Origin of the sequence: Streptomonospora sp. PA3 (genome assembly GCF_009728995.1) — a bacterium.
Taxonomy (GTDB): domain Bacteria; phylum Actinomycetota; class Actinomycetes; order Streptosporangiales; family Streptosporangiaceae; genus Streptomonospora.
This window is the reverse complement of the sequence record NZ_VTZW01000019.1, coordinates 93057-113371: the sequence shown is the minus strand read 5'-3', so window position 1 is coordinate 113371 and position 20315 is coordinate 93057. Positions and strand designations below refer to the sequence as shown.

At 73.6% G+C, this 20315-nt stretch carries 18 protein-coding genes; 13 read left to right on the top strand and 5 right to left on the bottom strand.

The genetic code is table 11. From position 1 onward, the window contains the following. Positions 1-72 precede the first annotated feature (72 nt). The 3 genes from fabG (at position 73) to FZ103_RS19925 (ending at position 2521) form a co-directional block, all read left to right on the top strand. Entirely contained in the window at positions 73-777 is a 705-nt protein-coding gene (gene fabG, locus FZ103_RS19935; RefSeq protein ID WP_156003312.1) for a 3-oxoacyl-[acyl-carrier-protein] reductase, read from the top strand. Between the two features lie 91 nt (positions 778-868). Next, complete coding sequence (gene fabI, locus FZ103_RS19930) at positions 869-1633, top strand: enoyl-ACP reductase FabI (protein WP_156003308.1); 765 nt, start codon at positions 869-871, stop codon at positions 1631-1633. A gap of 126 nt (positions 1634-1759) precedes the next feature. Then, on the top strand, positions 1760-2521 hold the full coding sequence (locus tag FZ103_RS19925; RefSeq protein WP_156003305.1) for an SDR family NAD(P)-dependent oxidoreductase: 762 nt from the start codon (positions 1760-1762) through the stop codon (positions 2519-2521). Between the two features lie 741 nt (positions 2522-3262). Here FZ103_RS19925 and FZ103_RS19920 read toward each other — a convergent pair. Both FZ103_RS19920 and FZ103_RS19915 read right to left on the bottom strand, forming a co-directional pair. Further along, positions 3263-5113, bottom strand: a complete 1851-nt coding sequence (locus FZ103_RS19920; protein ID WP_156003302.1) for a helix-hairpin-helix domain-containing protein — start codon at positions 5111-5113, stop codon at positions 3263-3265. A gap of 170 nt (positions 5114-5283) precedes the next feature. Next, entirely contained in the window at positions 5284-6243 is a 960-nt protein-coding gene (locus FZ103_RS19915; protein ID WP_186356568.1) for an aldo/keto reductase, read from the bottom strand. 393 nt (positions 6244-6636) lie between these two features. On the opposite strand from FZ103_RS19915, the gene FZ103_RS19910 reads away from it, so the two are divergent. From FZ103_RS19910 to FZ103_RS19895, 4 genes are all read left to right on the top strand, one after another. Further along, positions 6637-7785, top strand: coding sequence for an undecaprenyl-diphosphate phosphatase (locus FZ103_RS19910; RefSeq protein ID WP_186356567.1), 1149 nt, complete (start codon positions 6637-6639; stop codon positions 7783-7785). Positions 7786-7810: 25 nt separating this feature from the next. Continuing rightward, positions 7811-8566, top strand: a complete 756-nt coding sequence (locus FZ103_RS19905; RefSeq protein WP_156003299.1) for an MSMEG_4193 family putative phosphomutase — start codon at positions 7811-7813, stop codon at positions 8564-8566. Between the two features lie 576 nt (positions 8567-9142). Then, positions 9143-9709 carry a DUF3090 domain-containing protein gene (locus FZ103_RS19900; RefSeq protein WP_156003296.1) on the top strand — a complete coding sequence of 189 codons (567 nt, stop codon included), beginning with the start codon at positions 9143-9145 and terminating at the stop codon, positions 9707-9709. Positions 9710-9749: 40 nt separating this feature from the next. After that, positions 9750-10493 (top strand): SCO1664 family protein, encoded by a 744-nt coding sequence (locus FZ103_RS19895; protein WP_156003293.1) that lies wholly within the window; start codon positions 9750-9752, stop codon positions 10491-10493. A 54-nt stretch (positions 10494-10547) separates the two neighbouring features. Here the strand turns inward: FZ103_RS19895 and FZ103_RS19890 are convergent, their stop codons facing one another. Both FZ103_RS19890 and FZ103_RS19885 read right to left on the bottom strand, forming a co-directional pair. Continuing rightward, positions 10548-10940 (bottom strand): VOC family protein, encoded by a 393-nt coding sequence (locus FZ103_RS19890; protein ID WP_156003291.1) that lies wholly within the window; start codon positions 10938-10940, stop codon positions 10548-10550. 48 nt (positions 10941-10988) lie between these two features. Further along, positions 10989-11354 (bottom strand): VOC family protein, encoded by a 366-nt coding sequence (locus FZ103_RS19885; protein ID WP_343233615.1) that lies wholly within the window; start codon positions 11352-11354, stop codon positions 10989-10991. Between the two features lie 143 nt (positions 11355-11497). Here FZ103_RS19885 and FZ103_RS19880 point away from each other — a divergent pair, with 143 nt between their 5' ends. The 4 genes from FZ103_RS19880 (at position 11498) to FZ103_RS19865 (ending at position 14889) form a co-directional block, all read left to right on the top strand. After that, complete coding sequence (locus FZ103_RS19880) at positions 11498-12403, top strand: NRDE family protein (protein WP_156003289.1); 906 nt, start codon at positions 11498-11500, stop codon at positions 12401-12403. A 261-nt stretch (positions 12404-12664) separates the two neighbouring features. Then, on the top strand, positions 12665-12931 hold the full coding sequence (locus tag FZ103_RS19875; RefSeq protein ID WP_156003284.1) for a hypothetical protein: 267 nt from the start codon (positions 12665-12667) through the stop codon (positions 12929-12931). Positions 12932-13019: 88 nt separating this feature from the next. Beyond that, positions 13020-14246, top strand: coding sequence for a cysteine--1-D-myo-inosityl 2-amino-2-deoxy-alpha-D-glucopyranoside ligase (gene mshC, locus FZ103_RS19870; protein ID WP_156003281.1), 1227 nt, complete (start codon positions 13020-13022; stop codon positions 14244-14246). A 226-nt stretch (positions 14247-14472) separates the two neighbouring features. Then, positions 14473-14889, top strand: a complete 417-nt coding sequence (locus FZ103_RS19865; RefSeq protein ID WP_156003278.1) for an ABATE domain-containing protein — start codon at positions 14473-14475, stop codon at positions 14887-14889. An 81-nt stretch (positions 14890-14970) separates the two neighbouring features. Here FZ103_RS19865 and FZ103_RS19860 read toward each other — a convergent pair whose 3' ends face one another. Then, positions 14971-15816, bottom strand: coding sequence for a PAC2 family protein (locus tag FZ103_RS19860; protein WP_186356566.1), 846 nt, complete (start codon positions 15814-15816; stop codon positions 14971-14973). A 342-nt stretch (positions 15817-16158) separates the two neighbouring features. Between FZ103_RS19860 and metH the strand changes: the two genes are divergently transcribed. Both metH and FZ103_RS19850 read left to right on the top strand, forming a co-directional pair. Beyond that, the gene (gene metH, locus FZ103_RS19855) at positions 16159-19629 is read left to right on the top strand and encodes a methionine synthase (RefSeq protein WP_156003272.1); all 3471 of its coding nucleotides are present in this window, start codon (positions 16159-16161) and stop codon (positions 19627-19629) included. Further along, on the top strand, positions 19626-20291 hold the full coding sequence (locus tag FZ103_RS19850) for an HAD family phosphatase (RefSeq protein ID WP_156003269.1): 666 nt from the start codon (positions 19626-19628) through the stop codon (positions 20289-20291). Before metH ends, FZ103_RS19850 begins: the two co-directional genes overlap by 4 nt. The last annotated feature ends 24 nt before the right edge of the window (positions 20292-20315 follow it).

The following is a 20315-nucleotide window of genomic DNA, read 5'->3' as shown; positions in this document are numbered from 1 at the left end:
GTAGGTCGGTACTCTGCTTTCCGTTCCGTCCATGGTCGCGATTGCGCCTCCCGGCGCGCAGAGGAGCACGAAATGTCCCGATCGGCACTGGTCACCGGCGGCAACCGGGGGATCGGCCTGGCCATCGCCGGCGAGCTGTCCGCGGCCGGGGACCAGGTCGCGGTGACCTACCGCTCCGGCGAACCCCCGGAGGGGCTGCTGGGCGTCCACTGCGACATCACCGACACCGCCCAGGTCGACGCCGCGTTCAAGCGGGTCGAGGAGGAGCAGGGGCCGGTCGAGGTGCTGGTGGCCAACGCCGGCATCACCAAGGACAAGTTGCTGGCCATGATGAGCGAGGACGACTTCTCCTCGGTGCTGGACACCAACCTCACCGGCGCGTTCCGCGTCGCCAAGCGGGCCGCGCGCGGCATGATCCGCCGCCGCAGCGGCCGCATCGTGCTGATCTCCTCGGTGGTGGGGTTGCTGGGCTCCGGCGGCCAGGCCAACTACGCCGCCTCGAAGGCCGGACTGGTCGGGTTCGCCCGCTCGCTGGCCCGCGAACTGGGATCGCGCGGCATCACCGTCAACGTGGTCGCCCCCGGCTTCATCGAGACCGACATGACCGGGCGGCTCCCCGAGGAGCGCCAGGCCGAGATCAAGGCGAACGTGCCGCTGGGGCGCTTCGGGCAGGCCGACGAGATCGCCAAGACCGTGCGGTTCCTGGCCGGCGAGGACGCCGCATACATCACCGGAGCCGTCATCCCGGTCGACGGCGGCCTGGGCATGGGCCACTGAGGACGCGGCGAGCCCCCGAGATCCGGCCGGTCCGCCTCCGCGGACGGCCCCCACTACGACGATCGACCTAGAACAGGACGGCAAGACTTCCATGGGAATCCTTGAGGGCAAGCGCATCCTCGTCACCGGGGTGATCACCGACAGTTCGATCGCCTACCACGTCGCCCGCATGTGCCAGGAACAGGGCGCCACCGTCGTCCTCACCGGGTACGGGCGGCTCTCGCTCGTCGAGCGCATCGCCCAGCGCCTCCCCGAGGCGCCGCCCGTGCTGGAGCTCGACGTCACCGACGAGGAGCAGCTGGCCGGCCTGGCCGACCGGGTCCGCGAACACGTCGACGGCATCGACGGCATCGTGCACTCGATCGGCTTCACCCCGCAGGAGGCCCTGGGCGGCAACTTCCTCAACACCTCCTGGCAGGACGTCGCCACCGCGATGCACATCTCCACCTTCTCCCTGAAGTCCCTGTCGACGGCGCTGCTGCCGCTGATGAAGGACGGCGGGTCGATCGTGGCCATGGACTTCGACAACAGCGTGACCTACCCCGTCTACGACTGGATGGGCGTGGCCAAGGCCGGGCTCGCCTCCACCGCCCGCTACCTCGCCCGCTACCTGGGCGAGCACCGCGTCCGGGTCAACCTGGTCTCGGCCGGACCGCTGCGCACCATGGCCGCCCGCAGCATCCCCGGCTTCGACGAGCTGGCCGACTCCTGGCCGCAGCGCGCCCCGCTGGGCTGGGACACCGGCGACCCCGAGCCGGCCGCGCGCGCCGTCGTCGCGCTGCTGTCGGACTGGTTCCCCGCCACAACCGGCGAGACCGTGCACGTCGACGGGGGATTCCACTCCACCGGCGCCTAGACTGCCGCGCACCGAGCGACGCGATGCGGGCGCCTCCCTTCCTGCGGGGGCGCCCGCGTTCGCGTCCGGCCGGCCCGCCGGGCGGCCGGACCGACAGCCACGCACGAACGAGAGGGGACCGCCACCATGGATCTCGGACTGCACGGCGCGCGGGTCGTCGTCACCGGCGCGAGCCGGGGGATCGGCCGCGCCATCGCCCAGACCTTCGCCGAGGAGGGAGCGGACCTGGCGATCTGCGCCCGCACGGCCGAACCGCTGCAGCGGGCCGCCGAGCAGCTGCGCGCGAGCGGCCGCACCGTGGTCGAGCAGGCGGTGGACGTCGCCGACACCGAGGCGCTGAGCGGCTTCCTGGACCTCGCCGCCGAGCGGCTGGGCGGGATCGACGTGCTGGTCTCCAACGTCTCCGGCGGCAGCGCCGCCACCCCCGACCAGTGGCAGCGCGGCTTCGACACCGACATCCGGCCCTTCGTGCACCTGGCCGAGCACGCCCGGCCGCACCTGGAGGCCTCCGAGCGCGGCGGGTCGATCGTGCTGGTCTCGACCACCTCGGCCCTGCACACCACCGCGCCCTCGGGGCCCAAGGCCTACGGGGCGGTCAAGGCGGCGCTCAACCACCACGCCGCCGCGCTCGGCCGCACGCTGCCGGCGCAGGGCATCCGGGTGAACACCGTCTCGCCCGGCCCCATCGAGTTCGAGGGCGGCGGCTGGGCCCGCCGCCGCGGCTCCGATCCCGACTTCTACGCCGGCATCCGCGAGCGCATCCCGGTGGGCCGCCTCGGCCGCCCTGAGGAAGTCGCCCGCGCCGTCGCGTTCCTGGCCGGTCCGGCGGCGTCGTTCATCACCGGCGCCAACCTCGTCGTCGACGGCGGCTTCCTCGACCGGGTCTGAGGGGCCGGCCCACTTCCGCGCCCCCAGCCGTGGAGGGGTGGCTCGATCGAGCGCACAGCCGTGGAGGGGGTGGGTTGCGGCAATGGGGCTTGTTCGCGAAGCGTGTGCGCCAGCTTGCCGCCGAGCGCACGGTGCACTCTTACCCTGGCGGCCCGCCAGGGGTGGTGCGGTTCCACCTGACAGGCTCAGCGTGCGCTCGGCGGCAAGCTGCGACCGCGCTGCGTGGGGCGCGCCCATTGCCGCAGCCTCGGTGGTGTCCGCTTCGGGGTGTTCCCGGTGGGTTGGGTTCCTGGGAAGCGGCGCCTTTTCGTCTTATTTGAGGAGTTGGCCAGTACAGGGGTGCTGCGCGGGGCGCGCCCATTGCCGCAGCCTCGGTGGTGTCCGCTTCGGGGTGTTCCCGGTGGGTTGGGTTCCTGGGAAGCGGCGCCTTTTCGTCTTATTTGAGGAGTTGGCCAGTACAGGGGTGCTGCGCGGGGCGCGCCCATTGCCGCAGCCTCGGTGGTGTCCGCTTCGGGGTGTTCCCGGTGGGTTGGGTTCCTGGGAAGCGGCGCCTCTTCGCCTTATTTGAGGAGTTGGCCAGTACAGGGGCGCTGCGCGGGGTCGCACCCATTGCCGCAGTTTCCGCGGTGGCGTCTCCCGCATCGTTCCCGGTGGCGGCTCGCCGGGGCGGTTCGGGACCGGGCTCGTGCGGCGGTACGCCATGGCGCCGCTGCCACGCGAAGGCGGCGGTGCGGGCGGTCCTCAGCCCTCGCGCAGGATCTGGGCCAGGCGGGTGTGGCGGGGCAGGGCGGCGTTCTCGCGCACGGCCTCGCCCAGGGCGGGGCCGGCCGCCTGCACCAGGGACAGGTGCCGCCGCGCCGTCGTCAGCGCGGTGTAGACCTGAGGGCGCGACGCACGCGCCTCGGGTGGGAACACGGCCACGACCGCGGGCCAGCGGCCGCCGTGCGCAGCGGCGACGGTGACGGCCCAGCCGTGCCTGAGGTGCGCCGGATCCACCGGGCACAGCGCCCCGCCGGGCAGCTCCACCGCCGGTGCGGTCCCGGCCTCACCCGTGCCGCCCTCGGTCCCACCGCCGTCGTCGGCCACGCGCAGGTATCCCACGTCCCCGGCGGCATAGCCCGGACCGTCGGCGGTGACCAGCACCCGGTCACCGGGGTCCAGCCCGCCGTAGGCGCCCGGACCCGGGTTGAAGCGCTCCTTGCACGCCGCGTTCAGCGCGTCGGCGCCGGCCTCGCCTCTCCGCGTGGCGGTGACGATCTGCACGCCCTCGACCGGGATCTCCAGCGCGCGCGGGATGGAGTCGGTGATGAGCTGCATGGCCCGGTGCGCAGCCGCCGCGGCCGACTCCGCGGGCACGACCACCACCTCGCGCCCGGGGGAGCCGCCCTCCTCCAGCACCCCGCCGGCCGCCTGCGCCGCCGTGTCGGCGAGCGGCCCGGGGTCGGGATCCTGCGGCAGTTCGGCGACGTGCACCGTGCGGGAGGCGACCAGATCGGCCGCGACGCTGCCCGGCGCGGCCGAAGGCGCCTGCGCCGGGTCGGCGATCAGCACCAGGTGGGTACCGTCGGCACAGGCGTCGACCAGCGCGGCGGCGCGCTCCACATCCAGCCACATCGCCCCGGCGACCACGACCAGTCCGGCCTCGATCGGCCGCTCGGAGTTGCGGCCGTACACGCCCGGCCCGCGGGCCTCCAGCAGGGATGCCAAAGGGACGGCGGCCGCGCCCGCATCGCCGCCGAGACCGGCGAGCATGCCGTTCAGCTCGGCGGCGGCCTGGGCGGTGGGCGCCGCCAGCGCCATGCCGACCTCGCTCTCGGCGGCGATGGCGGCGGCGCAGGCGAGGGTGTGGGCGATGGCCCTGTCGGCGCCCGCGCCGTGCTGGAGCACGCAGACCCCGCGCAGCGCGACGGTCACCAGGGCCGCCGCCGTGTGCGGGTCGAGCCGGGCGCCCAGGCGCTCGGCCGCGGCCTCCGCGGTCTCGGTGGCGGTGGCGGAGTCCATGATGGGCTCGCTGGTACCGCCGAGCCGGACCAGGCCCTCGCCGAGATCCTGCTCGGCCAGGCCCAGACGCGTCAGCGCGTACCAGCGGTCGGGATCGGGCATCTCGCCCGGATCGCCGCCTTCGAAGTCGTCGTCGGGCTCGTCGAACATCTCGAAGAGCATGACGTCGCCGTCGTCCAGCGCCGCGTTCAACGCGGGCTCGACCGAGCGCACGCCCGCCGACCGCAGCGCGGCGGCCAGGCGCGGCTCCTCCAGCGCCGTGTGCCCCTCGCGCGCAGCACGGCGCAGCAGGTGCCCGGCCAGCGCCCGGCCGCGCCGCGGATCGTCGGGGGAGGCGTCATCGCCCAGCGCCCGCCGGGCGCAGAAGTCGGCCTGCTCCAGGGTGACGCCGCCGAGGGCCAGCAGCCGCCACGGATCGGCGGAGACCTCGGCCCCGGCGTCCGGGCCGAGGGCGGCCACCAGCGGCTCGGCCAGTGCCGCGGGCGCGCCCATCCGCTCCAGAGCCGCCCGCGCCCTGTCTGCGGCGTCGCCGCCTGCGGCGGCCTGCGACGGCGGCACGGGCGGCACCTCAGCCCCGGGCGTGGCGGACATGGCGAACGATCCTCTCCAACGGCGTCACGCCCTGGAGCTTAGCGATCCCCGCCGACGTCCGGTCGCAGCCCTCCACAGCGCGCCCGTTCGGGGCAGGGGGCCCAGGCGAAGGGCCTCGCGTCGGCCGGTCCGTCCCGGCGCTGCCGGCGGACCGGAGCGGCCGCGCGGGCTCAGGGAGTCGGCGCCGAGGAGGCGTCGTCCAGCGCGTCGCGGATCTCCCGCGGAAGCTCCACGCTCTCCATGGACAGGATCTCCTCCAGCTGGGCCGCCGTCCGCGGTCCCACGGCGGCGGCCGCGACGCCTGCGCGGTCGCGGACCCAGCTCAGGGCCACGGCCAGCGGGGAGACCCCCAGCCCTTCGGCGGCCGTGCAGACCGACTCGACGATGCGCCGGCTGCGCTCGTCCAGGTAGGGCTCGACGTAGGCGGACATGTGCGGCCGGGCGGCGCGGGAGTCGCCGGGCACCCCGTTGCGGTACTGGGCGCTGAGGACCCCGCGGCCCAGCGGCGACCAGGCGATCAGGCCGGCGCCGTGGTCGCTCAAGGCGGGCAGCAGATCGCGCTCCGGGGCGCGGTTGAGCAGGGAGTACTCGCAGCCGGCCGAGACGATCGGCGCTCCGGCGAAGCGGGTGGAGGCGCGCTGCCAGGCGGCGTAGGTGGCGAACTGCCAGGCGGTGAAGTCGCCCGTGCCCGCGTAGCGCACCTTGCCCGCCCGCTGGGCCGCCTCCAGCGCGGAGAGCGTCTCCTCGACCGGCGTGTCGGGATCGCGCACGTGCAGCTGCCACAGGTCGACGTGGTCGGTGCGCAGCCGGCGCAGCGACGAGTCCAGCGCCGCGAGCAGGTGGCGGCGCGACAGGTCGCGGGGGCGGTAGCCCTGCGGCGTGTGCCCGGACTTGGTGGCGATGATCACATCGTCGCGCCGCACGACCCCGCTCACCAGTCGGCCGACGATGCGCTCGCTCTGCCCGCCGCCGTAGATATCGGCTGTGTCGATCAGCGTTCCGCCGGCGTCCACAAACGCGGTGAGCTGATCGGCGGCTTCCTCCTCCTGGGTGTCTTTTCCCCAGGTCATCGTGCCCAGGGCCGTGCGGGAGACCCACAGCCCCGATCCGCCCACCTGTCGCTGTTCCATGGCGCGGAGATTACCGCGTACCGCTGTCGCGGGGCTCGGGCCGCACCGCGGAGTCGCGAGGTCGCGCTGAGTGAATGCGGTGCGGGCGGCCCTCCCGGCGGCCCGCGCCCGCCGCCCGCGGGCCGCCCCGGCCCCGTCCGGCGGCGGGTGCGGGCGCCTCCCGGATGCCGTAACGCCCGTGATCCCAGTAAGCTGCCGTGGTCTGCCCCCCGCATGCCGCTCGGAGCACCCTTCGGCTGCCGGCCCGGTATGGGCGCGGCCCCCTGCGCCGGCGTGCGGGTGCCCGGCCGTGCCCGCTCCCACGGCCGGCGGCGGCACCCGCCTGGCGGACCGCGAACGCCAGGGCACTGGAGCCCCCACGCACCCGAACGAACACCAGGAGCCGAGCCCGCCGTGTCGATTGTCGAGGCCATCTTCCTTGGTCTGATCCAAGGTCTCACCGAATTCCTGCCGATCTCCTCCAGCGGCCACCTGCGGGTGGTATCCGCCTTCCTCGGCTGGCCCGATCCCGGCGCCGCCTTCACCGCGGTCAGCCAGATCGGCACCGAGCTGGCGGTGCTCCTCTACTTCCGCAAGCGCATCTGGGCGATCCTGTCCACGTGGACGCGGTCGCTGTTCGTCTCCGAGCTGCGCTCGGACATGAACGCGCGGATGGGCTGGTACGTCATCATCGGCACCATCCCCATCGGGGTGCTGGGCCTGGCGCTGGAGGAGCAGATCGACAGCGTCTTCCGCGACCTGCGGCTGATCGCGCTCACCCTGATCGTCTTCGGCGTGTTCCTGGGCATGGCCGACCGCTACACCCGCAAGCACCGCACGCTGGTGGACCTGAGCGTGGGCCGCGGCCTGGTCTACGGGCTCTTCCAGACGCTGGCGCTGATCCCGGGCGTCTCGCGCTCGGGCGCCACCGTCACCGGCGGCATGCTGCTGGGCTTCAAGCGCGCCGATGCCGCGGAGTACGCGTTCCTGCTGGCCATGCCCGCGGTGTTCGCCTCGGGCCTGTACAAGCTCACCGACATCGGCCCCAACGAGTACGCCGGGTGGACGGCCACGATCGTGGGCACCGTCGTGGCGTTCTTCGTCGGCTTCGCCGTGATCGCCTGGCTGATGCGGTTCATCTCCACGCACAGCTTCATGCCCTTCGTGTACTACCGCTGCGCGCTGGGCGTGCTGATCCTGGCGCTGGTGAGCTTCGGCGTGCTGGACCCGCGCGGCGGCGAGGTCCCCCAGGAGCCGACGCCGGCCGTCTCCCAGGAGGAGCAGGGCCGCGAGGAGGAGGCCGAGGACGGCTCCGAGCGCGCGTCGGAGCCGAGCCCTTCGGCCTCGCCCAGCACCGCTCCCTCGCCCTCGCCCAGCACCGACCCGGTCACCGGCTGGCCGATCGACCCCGAGACCGGTCTGGCCCAGGACCCGGCGACCGGGCAGTACCGCGATCCCGACACCGGTCAGAACGTGCAGATCGACCCGGAGACCGGGCTGCCCATCGACCCCTACACCGGGCGGCCCTACGACCCCACGGCCGACTCGGCCGCGGCGCAGTAGCCCGGCGGCGGATATGGTTGCCCCGATGGGCACCCCTTCGCAGCAGCAAACCGCGTCCGAGGCGCGCCGGGAGCAGCCGCCCGAACCCGTCGCGACCCTGCTCCTGGTACGCCACGGGCTCACCGAGTCCACCGGGAGCACGCTGACCGGGCGCAGCCCGGGCGTGCACCTGGACGAGCGCGGCCGGGCCCAGGCCCGCGACCTGGCCCGGCGGCTGAGGGGACTGGAACCGGCCGCCGTCGTCTCCAGCCCGCTGGAGCGCTGCCAGGAGACCGCCGCCGAGATCGCCGCGGCGACCGGGCGCGAGGTGACCACCGACGACCGGTTCACCGAGTGCGACTACGGCTCCTGGACCGGCCGCAGGCTCGGCGACCTCGCCGGCGAACCGCTGTGGCGCACCGTCCAGGCCCACCCGAGCGCGGCCCGCTTCCCCGGGGGCGAGAGCCTGAGCGCGATGTCCGCGCGCGCCGTGGCCGCCGTACGCGACTGGAACGAGCGGCTGACCGCGGTATCCGCCAACCCCGTCTACGTGGTGTGCAGCCACGGCGACGTCATCAAGGCGCTGGCGGCCGACGCCCTCGGCCTGCACTTGGACCAGTTCCAGCGCGTCCAGGCCGACCCGTGCTCGCTGACCGCCGTGCGCTACACCAGCGTGCGGCCCTTCGTCGTGCGGCTCAACGACGTCGGCGGCTCGGTGGAGGGCCTGGTGCCGTCACCGGAGCAGGCGTCCGGCGACGCCGCCGTCGGCGGCGGAGCGGGCGGCGCCCAGCGCCCCGGTTAGGAGCGGCGCGGTGCGCCTGTCGTTAAGTCGAGTTCAACAACGGCGGGGGCGCCGCTTGCGAGGAACCCACCGGGTACCGCCGGGGGCGGCCGCCATCGGGGCTGCGGCAATGGGTGCGTCTCGCGTAGCGCGGCCCGCCCGTCAGCCCGCCGCCGCCCCAGCGGAGACGCTGCGCGTCACGTGCCCGCCCGTCAGCCCGCCGCCGCCCCAGCGGAGACGCTGCGCGTCACCTGTTTCCTGGCCGCCGAGCGCACGCGGTTCTTCCCAGCTGGAGCCGCACCACCGGTGGCGGGCCTCCGAAACAAGGGTGCACCGCCGCTCGGCGGCAAGCCGGCCAGAACAAGTACGTGGCGCGCAGCGCCTCCGTTAGGGGCGGTGGCGGGTGACGGGTGGGATTCGCGCATCACAGCCCCATTGCCGCAACCGCTGTGGTGTCCGGCTTCTTAAACAGGACGTAGGGGTGGTGGCGGGTGACGGGCTGTGAGGGGGGTGGCGCGGGGCGCCTCCGTTGGGGGTGGTGGCGGGTGACGGGCGGGCGGATCGCGAGCCCGACCGCGATCCTCTAGGGTTCATGGCATGTCCGTGTTCGAATACGACCCTCCGGACCGCTTCGTCGCAGGAACGGTGGGGCAACCGGGGGACCGCACCTTCTTCCTGCAGGCCACCGGCGGCGGCCGGGTCACCAATGCCGTGGTGGAGAAGGCCCAGGTGTCCGCACTGGCCGAGCGCATCGAGGAGCTGCTGGAGGAGGTGCGGCAGCGTTTCGGCGAGCCGCTGGAGTCCGGCGAGGCGGCGGAGCAGGACGACGGACCCCTGGAGCAGCCCATCGAGGAGGATTTCCGGGTGGGCACCCTCGCGCTGGCCTGGGACGCCGAGTCGGCGCGCGTGATCATCGAGGCCCAGGAGATCGAGGAGACCGAGGCCGAGGACGAGGAGGACGTCGAGGTCTTCGCCGAGGACGCACCGGAGGGCCGCGACGTACTGCGGGTGCACCTGACGGCGGCGTCCGCGCGCGCCTTCGCGGGCCGGGCGATGAAGGTGGTGGCGGCGGGCCGGCCGAACTGCCCCCTGTGCGGTCAGCCCCTCGACCCGGCCGGGCACATCTGCCCCCGCCAGAACGGGTACAAGCCCGGCGGAGTGTGAGAGCTGCGGAGCAAGCGGGACCGCTACGAGGACGGGGGCCATGACCGCGTCGTTCGAAGGGCTGTCGACCACCGACGCCTTGGAGCTGCTCAGCACGGGCGAGCTGCGGCCGGTCGGGCGGCTGACCGAGGCGTCCAACGCCACCCTGTACTGCACCGTCTCCATGGGCGGCGCCGAGGCCGGCTGCGTCTACAAACCCGTCGCCGGCGAGCGCCCTCTGTGGGACTTCCCCGACGGCACCCTGGCCGGCCGCGAGCTGTCGGCCTTCGCCGTCTCCGACGCCCTGGGGTGGGACATCGTTCCGCCGACGGTCTACCGCGACGGCCCCTTCGGCGAAGGCATGGTGCAGCTGTGGATCGACGGCGACACCACGATCGACCTCGTCGAGCTCGCCCGCGACACCAGGCACCTCGGGCTGCGCCGCATGGCCGTCTTCGACGCCGTCATCAACAACTCCGACCGCAAGGTCGGGCACCTGCTGCCCACCCCCGCCGGCCACCTCTACGGCTGCGACCACGGCGTCTCCTTCGCCGAGGAGTACAAGCTGCGCACGGTGCTGTGGCAGTGGCAGGGCGAGCCGCTGACCGACGAGGCGCTGGCAGGCCTGGGCGTGCTGGAGGAGCGGTTGCGCGACCCGGACAGCCCGGTCGCCGCCGAGCTGCGGCGCCACCTGACCGAGCCGGAGGCCTACGCGGTGCTGCAGCGCGTCGAGCTGCTGCGCCACCACAAGGTCCATCCCTACCCGCCCCCCGACTGGCCGGCCGTCCCCTGGCCGCCGGTGTAAGCCGCACAGTCGGGGCGCGGGCGGGGCGGCACCGGTTCAGCGGCCGGGCGGCCGTCAGCCGGGCAGGTAATCGGCCCGCCCCTGGTCGTCGATGTCGAAGGGGCCTTCCGGCAGGAGGCAGAACTCGTTGCCTTCGGGGTCGGCCATGACCAGGAAGCCGCCGTCGGCGTACTCGGGCAGGCGCCGACCGCCCAGCGCCTCGATCCGCCGCTGCTCGGCGGCGGGATCGGGGCAGGACAGGTCCAGGTGGACGCGGTTCTTGCCCGATCCGACCGCCTCGACCCGCTGGAACACCACCTGCGGCCCCGCGCCGTGCTCCAGCAGCACGTAGGGGCCGATTCGCGCACCGACCGGCCGGTCGAGCACCTGCGACCAGAACTCGGCCAACCGCTCCGGCGAGCGGCAGTCGACGACGACGGCCCTGATCTCCACACGCGTCCGCACCATGCACCGAGGTTCGCACAGGTGCGCCCTGTGCTGCGCCCCTGTGCGCCCTCACTCCCGAGTCAGGCAGAAGGGGTGGCCGGCCGGATCGGTCAGGACCCGCCACCTCTGCTCGGCCGGCTGCGCCGCGGGCTTTCGCGCCCCGAGCCCCAGAAGCCGGCGCTCGGCTTCGTCGAGGTCGCCGACCGCGAAGTCGAGGTGGATCTGCTGCGGGACGGATTGGCCGGGCCAGCGCGGAGGCCGGTAGTCCTCGACGCGCTGGAAGCCGAGGAAGAGGCCGCCGCCGGTGATCGCGGCGAAGTCGGGGCCGGACCCGTCGGCGGGTTCGAGCCCGGTGGCCTGCTGGTAGAAGGCGGCCAGCGCCTCGGGATCGGGGCAGTCGAGCGTTATCGCCGTGAGCCTCATCGGTGGGTGCACGACGGCTTCGATGCGCGGACGGTGCCGCGGGTTCCACCGCCGGGCCGGGCCGGTGGCGGAACACGGCGCCGTGCGGGCGCGTTGGTCACGTGTGCGGATCCCCCGGGCGGCCGGTGCGGGCGCCGCGCGGAAGTGGAGGCGATATGTGCACGGTGATCGTCGGCTTCGATCCGGAGGCGTCGACGCCGCTGGTGCTGGCCGCTGTCCGCGACGAGATGCTCGACCGCGCCTGGCTGCCCCCGGCGGCGCACTGGCCCGACCGCCCCGACCTGCTGGGCGGGCGCGACGTCCGCGAGGGCGGCACCTGGCTGGCCGCGCGCCGCGCCGGTCCCCGAACCCGGTCCGGCCGCGGCGGCGCGGGGGCGCCGGGCGCGCCGTGTGTGGCCGCGGTACTCAACGGCCTCCCGCCGGGCTCGGCCGTACCCGGTGCCGGTGCCGCCGAGGCCGGCGGCCGCCTGCGATCGGGACGCACCGCGTCGCTGACCGACACCACCGTGCCGCCCGGCACCGCCCGATACAGCCGGGGCCGGCTGCCGTTGGCGGCGGCCGAGCGGGGAAAGCTCGATCTCGACTCCGCCCGAGCGCGGCACTACGACCCCTTCCACCTGCTGGTGGCCGATCCCGATCGGGCGGTGCTGCACTCCTGGGACGGCAGCGGGCTGAGCGAACACCCCCTCGCGGCCGGCGTCACCGTCCTGGTCAACTCCGGCTCCGACGCGCAAGCGCCGCGCGCCCGCCGCCACGGCCCGGCGTTCGCGCGCACCCGCCCCGACCCGGCGGCCGATGAGCTCGCCGAAGCCGCCTCCGCGGCGGCGATCTGGGGCCGGTGGCCCGCCCTGCTCGACGAGGCGGCGCACGGCGACGCCCGCACGGCGGGCTTCGGCGAGCGCACCGACGACCCGTCCTCGCTCATCGCCCGCTCCGAGCTCGGCGACGGGCGGGTGTGGGCGACCTCCTCCATCACGCTCATCGCCTGCGGGCGCGACACCCTGCGCTATGCCTTCACCGACCGCCCGGGCGACCCCGCGGCCTGGTACCTGGTCCGCTGAAGCGGCGTTGCCGCCCATCGCCGCCGCTGCACCGCGCCGGTCCGTTCGCCGGCGGCCCGGCCGCGCCGCCCTCCGCGGTTGAGCTGGGCACCGGCGCTTGCCTCGCGGGTAAACCAGACGTCCGCGGTGGGCGTCCGACCTGTGTCGGAGCTGGCGCCGACCGGCCCGTGGGCCGGACCGTCACGGATCCGCCGACGCCCTCCCCACCGGAGGAGCTGCCGAGCGAGCCCGTCCGACGGGCGAAGGGAAGACGATGCCGCCGTGATATCGCGACGCGCGCGGTTGGGCGACGACAGCCGGCGCCCCCGCAGCGGCGCGGACCGGAGCCCTGCCGCATCCGGCCCCGCCGGGCGGCGGCCGGGGCGGTCCCGCCTGCCGGAGCGGGCCGCCTACTGGCTGCTGTACATCGTGGCCCTGCCCGCCGCCGTGCTGCACTGGCGCGCCGGCAACGAGGAGCTGGCCGCGTTGTGCGCCCTGGCGGCGGCGGCCGGCATCGCCCTGATCGCCGCGGCACACCGCAGGGTGTGAGCACGGGTGTGAGCGCGTCGGGCGCGCGGCCCGGACACTTCGGTGAGTCCGGGCCTTCCGCCCCGAAACGGGCCGATATCCTCGTCCTATGCGTTCATGGCCCGCTCCCGACCTCGTCCGCCTGCCCGGCAACGGCGGTCCGCTCCGCGTCCACGACACCGTCTCGGGCGCCGTCCGCCCCCTCGATCCCGGCCCCACGGCCCGGATGTACGTCTGCGGGATCACGCCCTACGACGCCGCCCACCTCGGACACGCCTTCACCTACCTGACCTTCGACCTGGTGGTGCGGGCGCTGCGCGACGCCGGACACCGGGTCGACTACGTGCAGAACGTCACCGACGTGGACGACCCCCTCCTGGAGCGTGCGCAGGCCAACGGCCAGGACTGGCGCGAGCTGGCCGAGCAGGAGATCCAGGTCTTCCGCGAGGACATGGCCGCCCTGCGCATCCTGCCGCCCCGCGCCTATGTGGGCGTCGTGGAGTCGGTGCAGCTGATCGCCGACTTCGTCGACCGGGTCCGCGCCGCCGGAGCCTCCTACGAACTCGACGGCGACATCTACTTCTCCGTCGCCGAAGCCGCCAAGTTCGGCGAGGTCAGCGGCCTGGGCCGGGAGCAGATGCTGGAGCTGTTCCCCGAGCGCGGCGGCGACCCCCAGCGCCCCGGCAAGAAGGACCCGCTGGACTGGCTGCTGTGGCGTGCCGAGCGGCCGGGCGAACCCGCCTGGGACACCCGGATGGGGCGGGGCCGCCCCGGCTGGCACGTCGAGTGCAGCGCCATCTCGCTCAACGAGCTGGGCATGGGCTTCGACCTCAACGGCGGCGGCGACGACCTGGTCTTCCCCCACCACGAGATGGGCGCCGCCGAGGCCCGCAGCGCCACCGGCAGCGGTCCCCACGCGCGCACCTACATGCACGTGGGCATGGTAGGGCTCGACGGCGAGAAGATGTCGAAGTCGCGCGGCAACCTGGTGTTCGCGTCCACGCTGCGCAAGCGGGGTATGGACCCGATGGCGGTGCGGCTGGCCATGCTGCCCCACCACTACCGCACCGCCTGGCAGTGGAGCGAGGACGTGCTGGAGGAGGGACTCCGGCGGCTGGGGCGCTGGCGCGCGGCCGCCGACCTGCTCACCGGCCCCGACGCGATGCCCGCCCTGGAGCGCGTGCGCGCGGCCCTGGCCGACGACCTCGACACCGCCGCCGCGGTGGCCGCCCTCGACGACTGGGCCGGGGCCGCCCTGGCCGGAGGCGGCGACGACCCCGCGGCGCCGGCGCTGATGCGCGACACCGCCGACACCCTGCTGGGCGTGCGGCTGTGAGTCGCCGCGGCGGCTGACGCCCGCGGCGCCGGCCGCCGGGCGGCGGGGCGGACGGGCGCCGCCCGGCGGCCGAAGGCCCACCCGCGCCTTCGCGGAGGGCGCCGCGATCGCGTCGATGCGCCGCCGCCCCGGCTTGAGGCGCGCCGCGCGGTCGGCCGCGGCCACATGCGGACGCGGCCGCCTTCGCGGGCGGAAGCGGCGGATGACCCGTGGTGGGATGGTGACCATGACCACCCCCACAGACCAGAGCTCCGCAGCAGCACTCATCCAGGCGTTCGTCGCGACGGGCGACGACCTGGCCGACCGCGCCGACCTTGCCGCCTTCCTGCGCCGGCACCGGCTGGTGGCCGAGGGGAGCATCCCCATCACCATGGCCGACTTCGAGGAGGCGGTCTCGCTGCGCGACGCCATGGCGGCGCTGCTGCGGCGGGCCGCGGGAAGCGCGCCCGACACCGAGGCGATCGCGCGCGGCCAGCGGATCCTCGACGGATTGCGGGTCACCGTGCGGCTGGAACCCGCCGAGGACCCGCTGGAGCTGCTGGCGCCCGCGGTCGTCGACGAGGTCCGCCGCGGCCTGGCCCGTATCGCCGCGGCGTGGGCCGCGGTGCTGGCCACCGGCGAGTGGCGGCGGATTGGGCCCTGAGCGCGTTCCCGCACGCTCGCCGGGAGCGGCCGGGGCCCGGCCGCCGGCGCGGCCCGAGCCGCGCCGGGGTTCGAAAACCCCTCAGCCGCGGCCCCGCCGCTTGAGGTAGCGCTCGAACTCGCGGGCGATGGCCTCGCCGGTCGCCTCGGGGAGGTCGGCGGCGTCCTTGGCCTCCTCCAGGCTGCGGACGTAGCCGGCGATGTCGTCGTCCTCGGAGGCCAGTTCGTCGACGCCGCGCTCCCAGGCGCGCGCCTCTTCGGGGAGGTCGCCCATGGGCACGGTGAGATCGAGCACGTCCTCGACGCGGCGCAGCAGCGCCAGGGTGCCCTTGGGGCACGGCGGCTGGGCGACGTAGTGCGGCACGGCCGCCCACAGCGACACGGCCTCCAGCCCGGCGGAGTCGAAGACGTCGTGCAGCACGCCGAGGATGCCGGTGGGGCCCTCGTAGGAGGTGGGGTCCAGGTGCAGCGAGCCGCGCAGCGCACTGGGGGAGGTGGTGCCGGTCACCGGGACCGGGCGGGTGTGGGGGGAGTCGGCCAGCAGTGCGCCCACCAGCACGATGCGGCGCACGCCCAGTTCGCGGGCGATGGACAGCAGGTCGCCGGCGAACCCCCGCCAGCGCATGTTGGGCTCGGGGCCGCTGACCAGCACCACGTCGTTGCGCGCGCCCTGGGGGCGGGCGATCGACACTCGCGTGGTCGGCCAGGAGATACCCCGGTGCTCGCCGTCGACGATGGTCGCGCGCGGGCGCGAGACCTGGAAGTCGTAGTAGTCGTCGGGCTGCAGAGCCAGCAGCTCGTCGGCGTCCCAGGCCGAGGCCAGGTGCTCGATGACCGCGCTCGCGGCCTCGCCGGCGTCGTTCCAGCCCTCGAACGCGGCAACCATGACAGGCTCGACGAGCTCGGGCGCGCTGTCGAGCTCGGCCACTGACCGCCTCCTCACGTTTCCCGGTCCGCGTGCGCGATCCGGGTCAGTCGTCGGATGATCGCGCATGACCCCCACGCGCAATCCAGCCCTACCACGAGTCCCCGCGGCGGCGACAGCCAACCGGCCGCCCGGCCGCGCGACTCGCGCGTCGGACCATGACCACCCTATGGCCACGGGCCCGAAGGGCATAACCGATCAGCGCCCCGCGTTCATTCCGCAGCGTGCCCCGCGGTGTTGCGGCGCTAAAACCGTACCGTCTGACCTGCGCTTTTACTGCGGGCATGCCAAGGGAGGACCCCCGCACCCGGCAGCAGCGGACGGCCGACACTACAGTTGAAGATTATGAGTTCTCGACTCTCCTTCCGTGATGCCCTCGCCCAACGTGTCATCATCGCTGACGGCGCGATGGGCACGATGCTTCAGGCCCATGATCTCGACCTCGACGACTTCAACGGGCTCGAAGGCTGCAACGAGATCCTCAATGTGACTCGGCCGGACGTGGTCCGATCCACGCATGCGGCCTTCTTCGACGTCGGCGTCGACTGCGTCGAGACCAACACCTTCGGCACGAACTACGCCGCGCTCGGAGAATACGACATCCCCGAACGCACCTACGAGCTCGCCGCGGCCGGCGCCCGCCTGGCCCGCGAGGTCGCCGACGAGTACTCCACCCCCGACCATCCCCGATACGTCCTGGGCTCGGCCGGGCCCGGGACCAAGCTCCCCTCCCTCGGCCACGTCGACTTCGCCACCATCCGCGACTACTACGAGCAGTGCCACACCGGTCTCATCGAGGGCGGAGCCGACGCCATCCTCATCGAGACCTGCCAGGACCTGCTGCAGACCAAGGCCGCAGTGGTCGCCGCCCAGCGGGCGCGGCGCGCGAAGGGCGCCGACGTGCCCATCATCGCCCAGGTGACCATCGAGACCACCGGAACCATGCTGCTGGGCTCGGAGATCGGCGCCGCGCTGACCTCCTTGGAGCCGCTGGGCATCGACGTCATCGGAATCAACTGCGCCACCGGCCCCGCCGAGATGAGCGAGCACCTGCGCTACCTCTCCCAGCACTCGCGGGTGCCCATCTCCTGCATGCCCAACGCCGGGCTGCCCGAGCTGGGCAAGGACGGCGCCGTCTACCCGCTGCAGCCCAGCGAGCTGGCCGACGCCCACGACTCCTTCACCGGCGAGTTCGGCCTCAACATCGCCGGCGGCTGCTGCGGCACCACGCCCGAGCACCTGCGCCACGTCGTCGAGCGCGTCGGCGGCCGCGGCGTGAAGAACCGCAAGCCGGTCACCGAGGCCGCGGCGGCGTCCCTCTACCAGAGCGTCCCCTTCCGCCAGGACACCAGCTACCTGGCCGTGGGCGAGCGCACCAACGCCAACGGATCCAAGAAGTTCCGCGAGGCGATGGTCGAGGGCCGCTACGACGACTGCGTGGAGATCGCCCGCGACCAGATCGCCGACGGCGCCCACATGCTCGACCTCAACGTCGACTACGTCGGCCGCGACGGCACCGCCGACATGCGCGAGCTGGCCTCGCGCCTGGCGACCGCCTCGACGCTGCCGATCATGCTCGACTCCACCGAGCCCCCGGTCATCGAGGCCGGACTGGAGATGCTGGGCGGCCGCGCGGTGATCAACTCCGTCAACTACGAGGACGGCGACGGCCCCGACTCCAAGATCAAGCGCCTGATGCCGGTCATCAAGGAGCACGGCGCCGCGGTGGTCGGGCTGACCATCGACGAGGACGGACAGGCCCGCACCGCCGAGTGGAAGGTGCGCGTGGCCGACCGCCTCATCGAGGAGCTCACCAACGAGTGGGGGATGCGCCTTGAGGACATCATCATCGACGCGCTGACCTTCCCCATCGGCACCGGGCAGGACGAGACCCGCCGCGACGGCCTGGAGACCATCGAGGCCATCCGCGAGATCAACCGGCGCCACCCGGGCGTGCAGACCACCCTGGGCCTGTCCAACCTCTCCTTCGGCCTCAACCCGGCCGCGCGCATCGTGCTGAACTCGGTGTTCCTGCACGAGTGCATGGAGGCGGGGCTGACCTCGGCCATCGTGCACGCCTCCAAGATCCTGCCGATGAACCGGATCCCCGAGGAGCAGCGCCAGGTCGCGCTGGACATGATCTACGACCGGCGCACCGAGGACTACGACCCGCTGGCGAAGTTCCTCGACCTGTTCGAAGGCGTCGACGCCCAGGCCCTGAAGGCCTCGCGCGCCGACGAGCTGGCCAAGCTGCCGCTGTGGGAGCGCCTGGAGCGCCGCATCATCGACGGCGAGATGAACGGCATGGAGGACGACCTCGAGGCGGCGCTGGCCGAGAAGCCGGCCCTGGAGATCGTCAACGACACGCTGCTGGCCGGGATGAAGGTCGTCGGCGACCTGTTCGGCTCGGGCGAGATGCAGCTGCCGTTCGTGCTGAAGTCCGCCGAGACGATGAAGTCGGCCGTGGCCTACCTCGAACCGCACATGGAGAAGAGCGACGACGACGGCAAGGGCCGCATCGTGCTCGCCACCGTCAAGGGCGACGTGCACGACATCGGCAAGAACCTCGTCGACATCATCCTCTCCAACAACGGCTACGACGTCGTCAACCTCGGCATCAAGCAGCCGGTCTCGGCCATCCTGGAGACCGCCGAGGAGCAGAAGGCCGACGTCATCGGGATGTCCGGCCTCCTCGTGAAGTCCACCGTGATCATGAAGGAGAACCTGGAGGAGATGAACTCCCGCGGGATCTCCGAGCAGTACCCGGTGCTGCTGGGCGGTGCGGCCCTCACCCGGTCCTTCGTCGAGGAGGACCTCTCCGAGGTGTTCGACGGCCAGGTGCGCTACGCCCGCGACGCCTTCGAGGGGCTGCGCCTGATGGACGCCTTCATGGCCGTCAAGCGCGGCGTCGAGGGCGCCGAGCTGCCCGAGCTGCGCAAGCGCAAGGTCAAGGGCGGCGCCAAGCTGCAGGTCACCGCGCCCGAGGACATGCCGGCGCGCAGCGACGTGGCCACCGACAACCCGGTGCCCACGCCGCCGTTCTGGGGCGACCGGATCAGCAAGGGCATCCCGCTGGCCGACTACACCTCCTACCTGGACGAGCGGGCCACCTTCATGGGCCAGTGGGGCCTCAAGGGCTCCAAGAAGGGCGGCGGGCCCAGCTACGAGGAGCTGGTCGAGACCGAGGGCCGGCCGCGCATGCGCGCCTGGCTGGACCGCATCCAGACCGAGGGCCTGCTGGAGGCCGCGGTGGTCTACGGCTACTTCCCCTGCTACAGCGAGGGCGACGACCTGGTGGTGCTGGACGAGGACGGGGCCGAGCGGACCCGCTTCACCTTCCCGCGCCAGCGCCGCGACCGGCACCTCTGCCTGGCCGACTTCTTCCGGCCCAAGGAGTCGGGCGAGACCGACGTGCTGCCGCTGCAGATCGTCACGGTCGGCTCGGCCATCAGCCGCGCCACCCAGGAGCTGTTCGAGAAGAACGCCTACCGCGACTACCTCGAACTGCACGGCCTGTCGGTGCAGTTGACCGAGGCGCTGGCCGAGTACTGGCACACGCGGATCCGCGCGGAGCTGGGCTTCGCCGGCGAGGACCCGGCCGACCTGGAGGCGTTCTTCAAGCTGGGCTACCGCGGCGCCCGCTTCTCGCTGGGCTACGGCGCCTGCCCGGACCTGGAGGACCGAGCCAAGATCATGAAGCTGCTGGAGCCCGAGCGCGTCGGCGTCACGTTGTCCGAAGAGTTCCAGCTCGTTCCCGAGCAGGCCACCGACGCGATCGTCGTTCATCACCCGGAGGCCAAATACTTCAACGTATGACCGCAACCGGCTCGCCCCTGCAGGCCGTCCTCTTCGACATGGACGGCACCCTCATCGACAGCGGGGACCTGTGGGGGCGGGCCGAGTCGGCCGCGGCGGCCTCCCTGGGCGGCGAGTGGACCGAGGAGGACCACCGCCGCAACATCGGGTGCGCCGCCGTGCCGGTGGCCCGCTACATGATCGAGCGGGCCGGTGTGCGCGCCGATGCGCACGAAATCGCCGGCCGGCTGCAGGCGGAGTTCGGCCGCCTGCTGGCCGGCGGCGCCGAGCCGCGCCCCGGGGCCAAGGAGCTGGTGGCCCGCGTGGCGGGCTCGAGCGTGGCCTGCGCGCTGGTGACCTCGACCCGGCGCTCGCTCGTGGAGCCGGCGATCGGGGCGATCGGGGTCGACAGCTTCGACGTCTCGGTCGCCGGCGACGAGGTGGAGGCGACCAAGCCCGATCCCGCGCCCTACCTCAAGGCCGCGAGGCTGCTGGGCGCCGACCCCGCCCGGTGCGCGGCCTTCGAGGACTCGGCCGTCGGCGTGGCCTCGGCGCTGGCGGCCGGATGCGCGACCGTGGCCGTCGGCGACCGGGGCGCCTTCACCCCCGGCGGCCGGCTGCGGGTGCTGGAGTCGCTGGAGGGTGTGGACCTCGCCTGGATCGAGGGCCTCGTCGCGGCTTAGCCGATGCCGCGGCGCCCGGCCCGG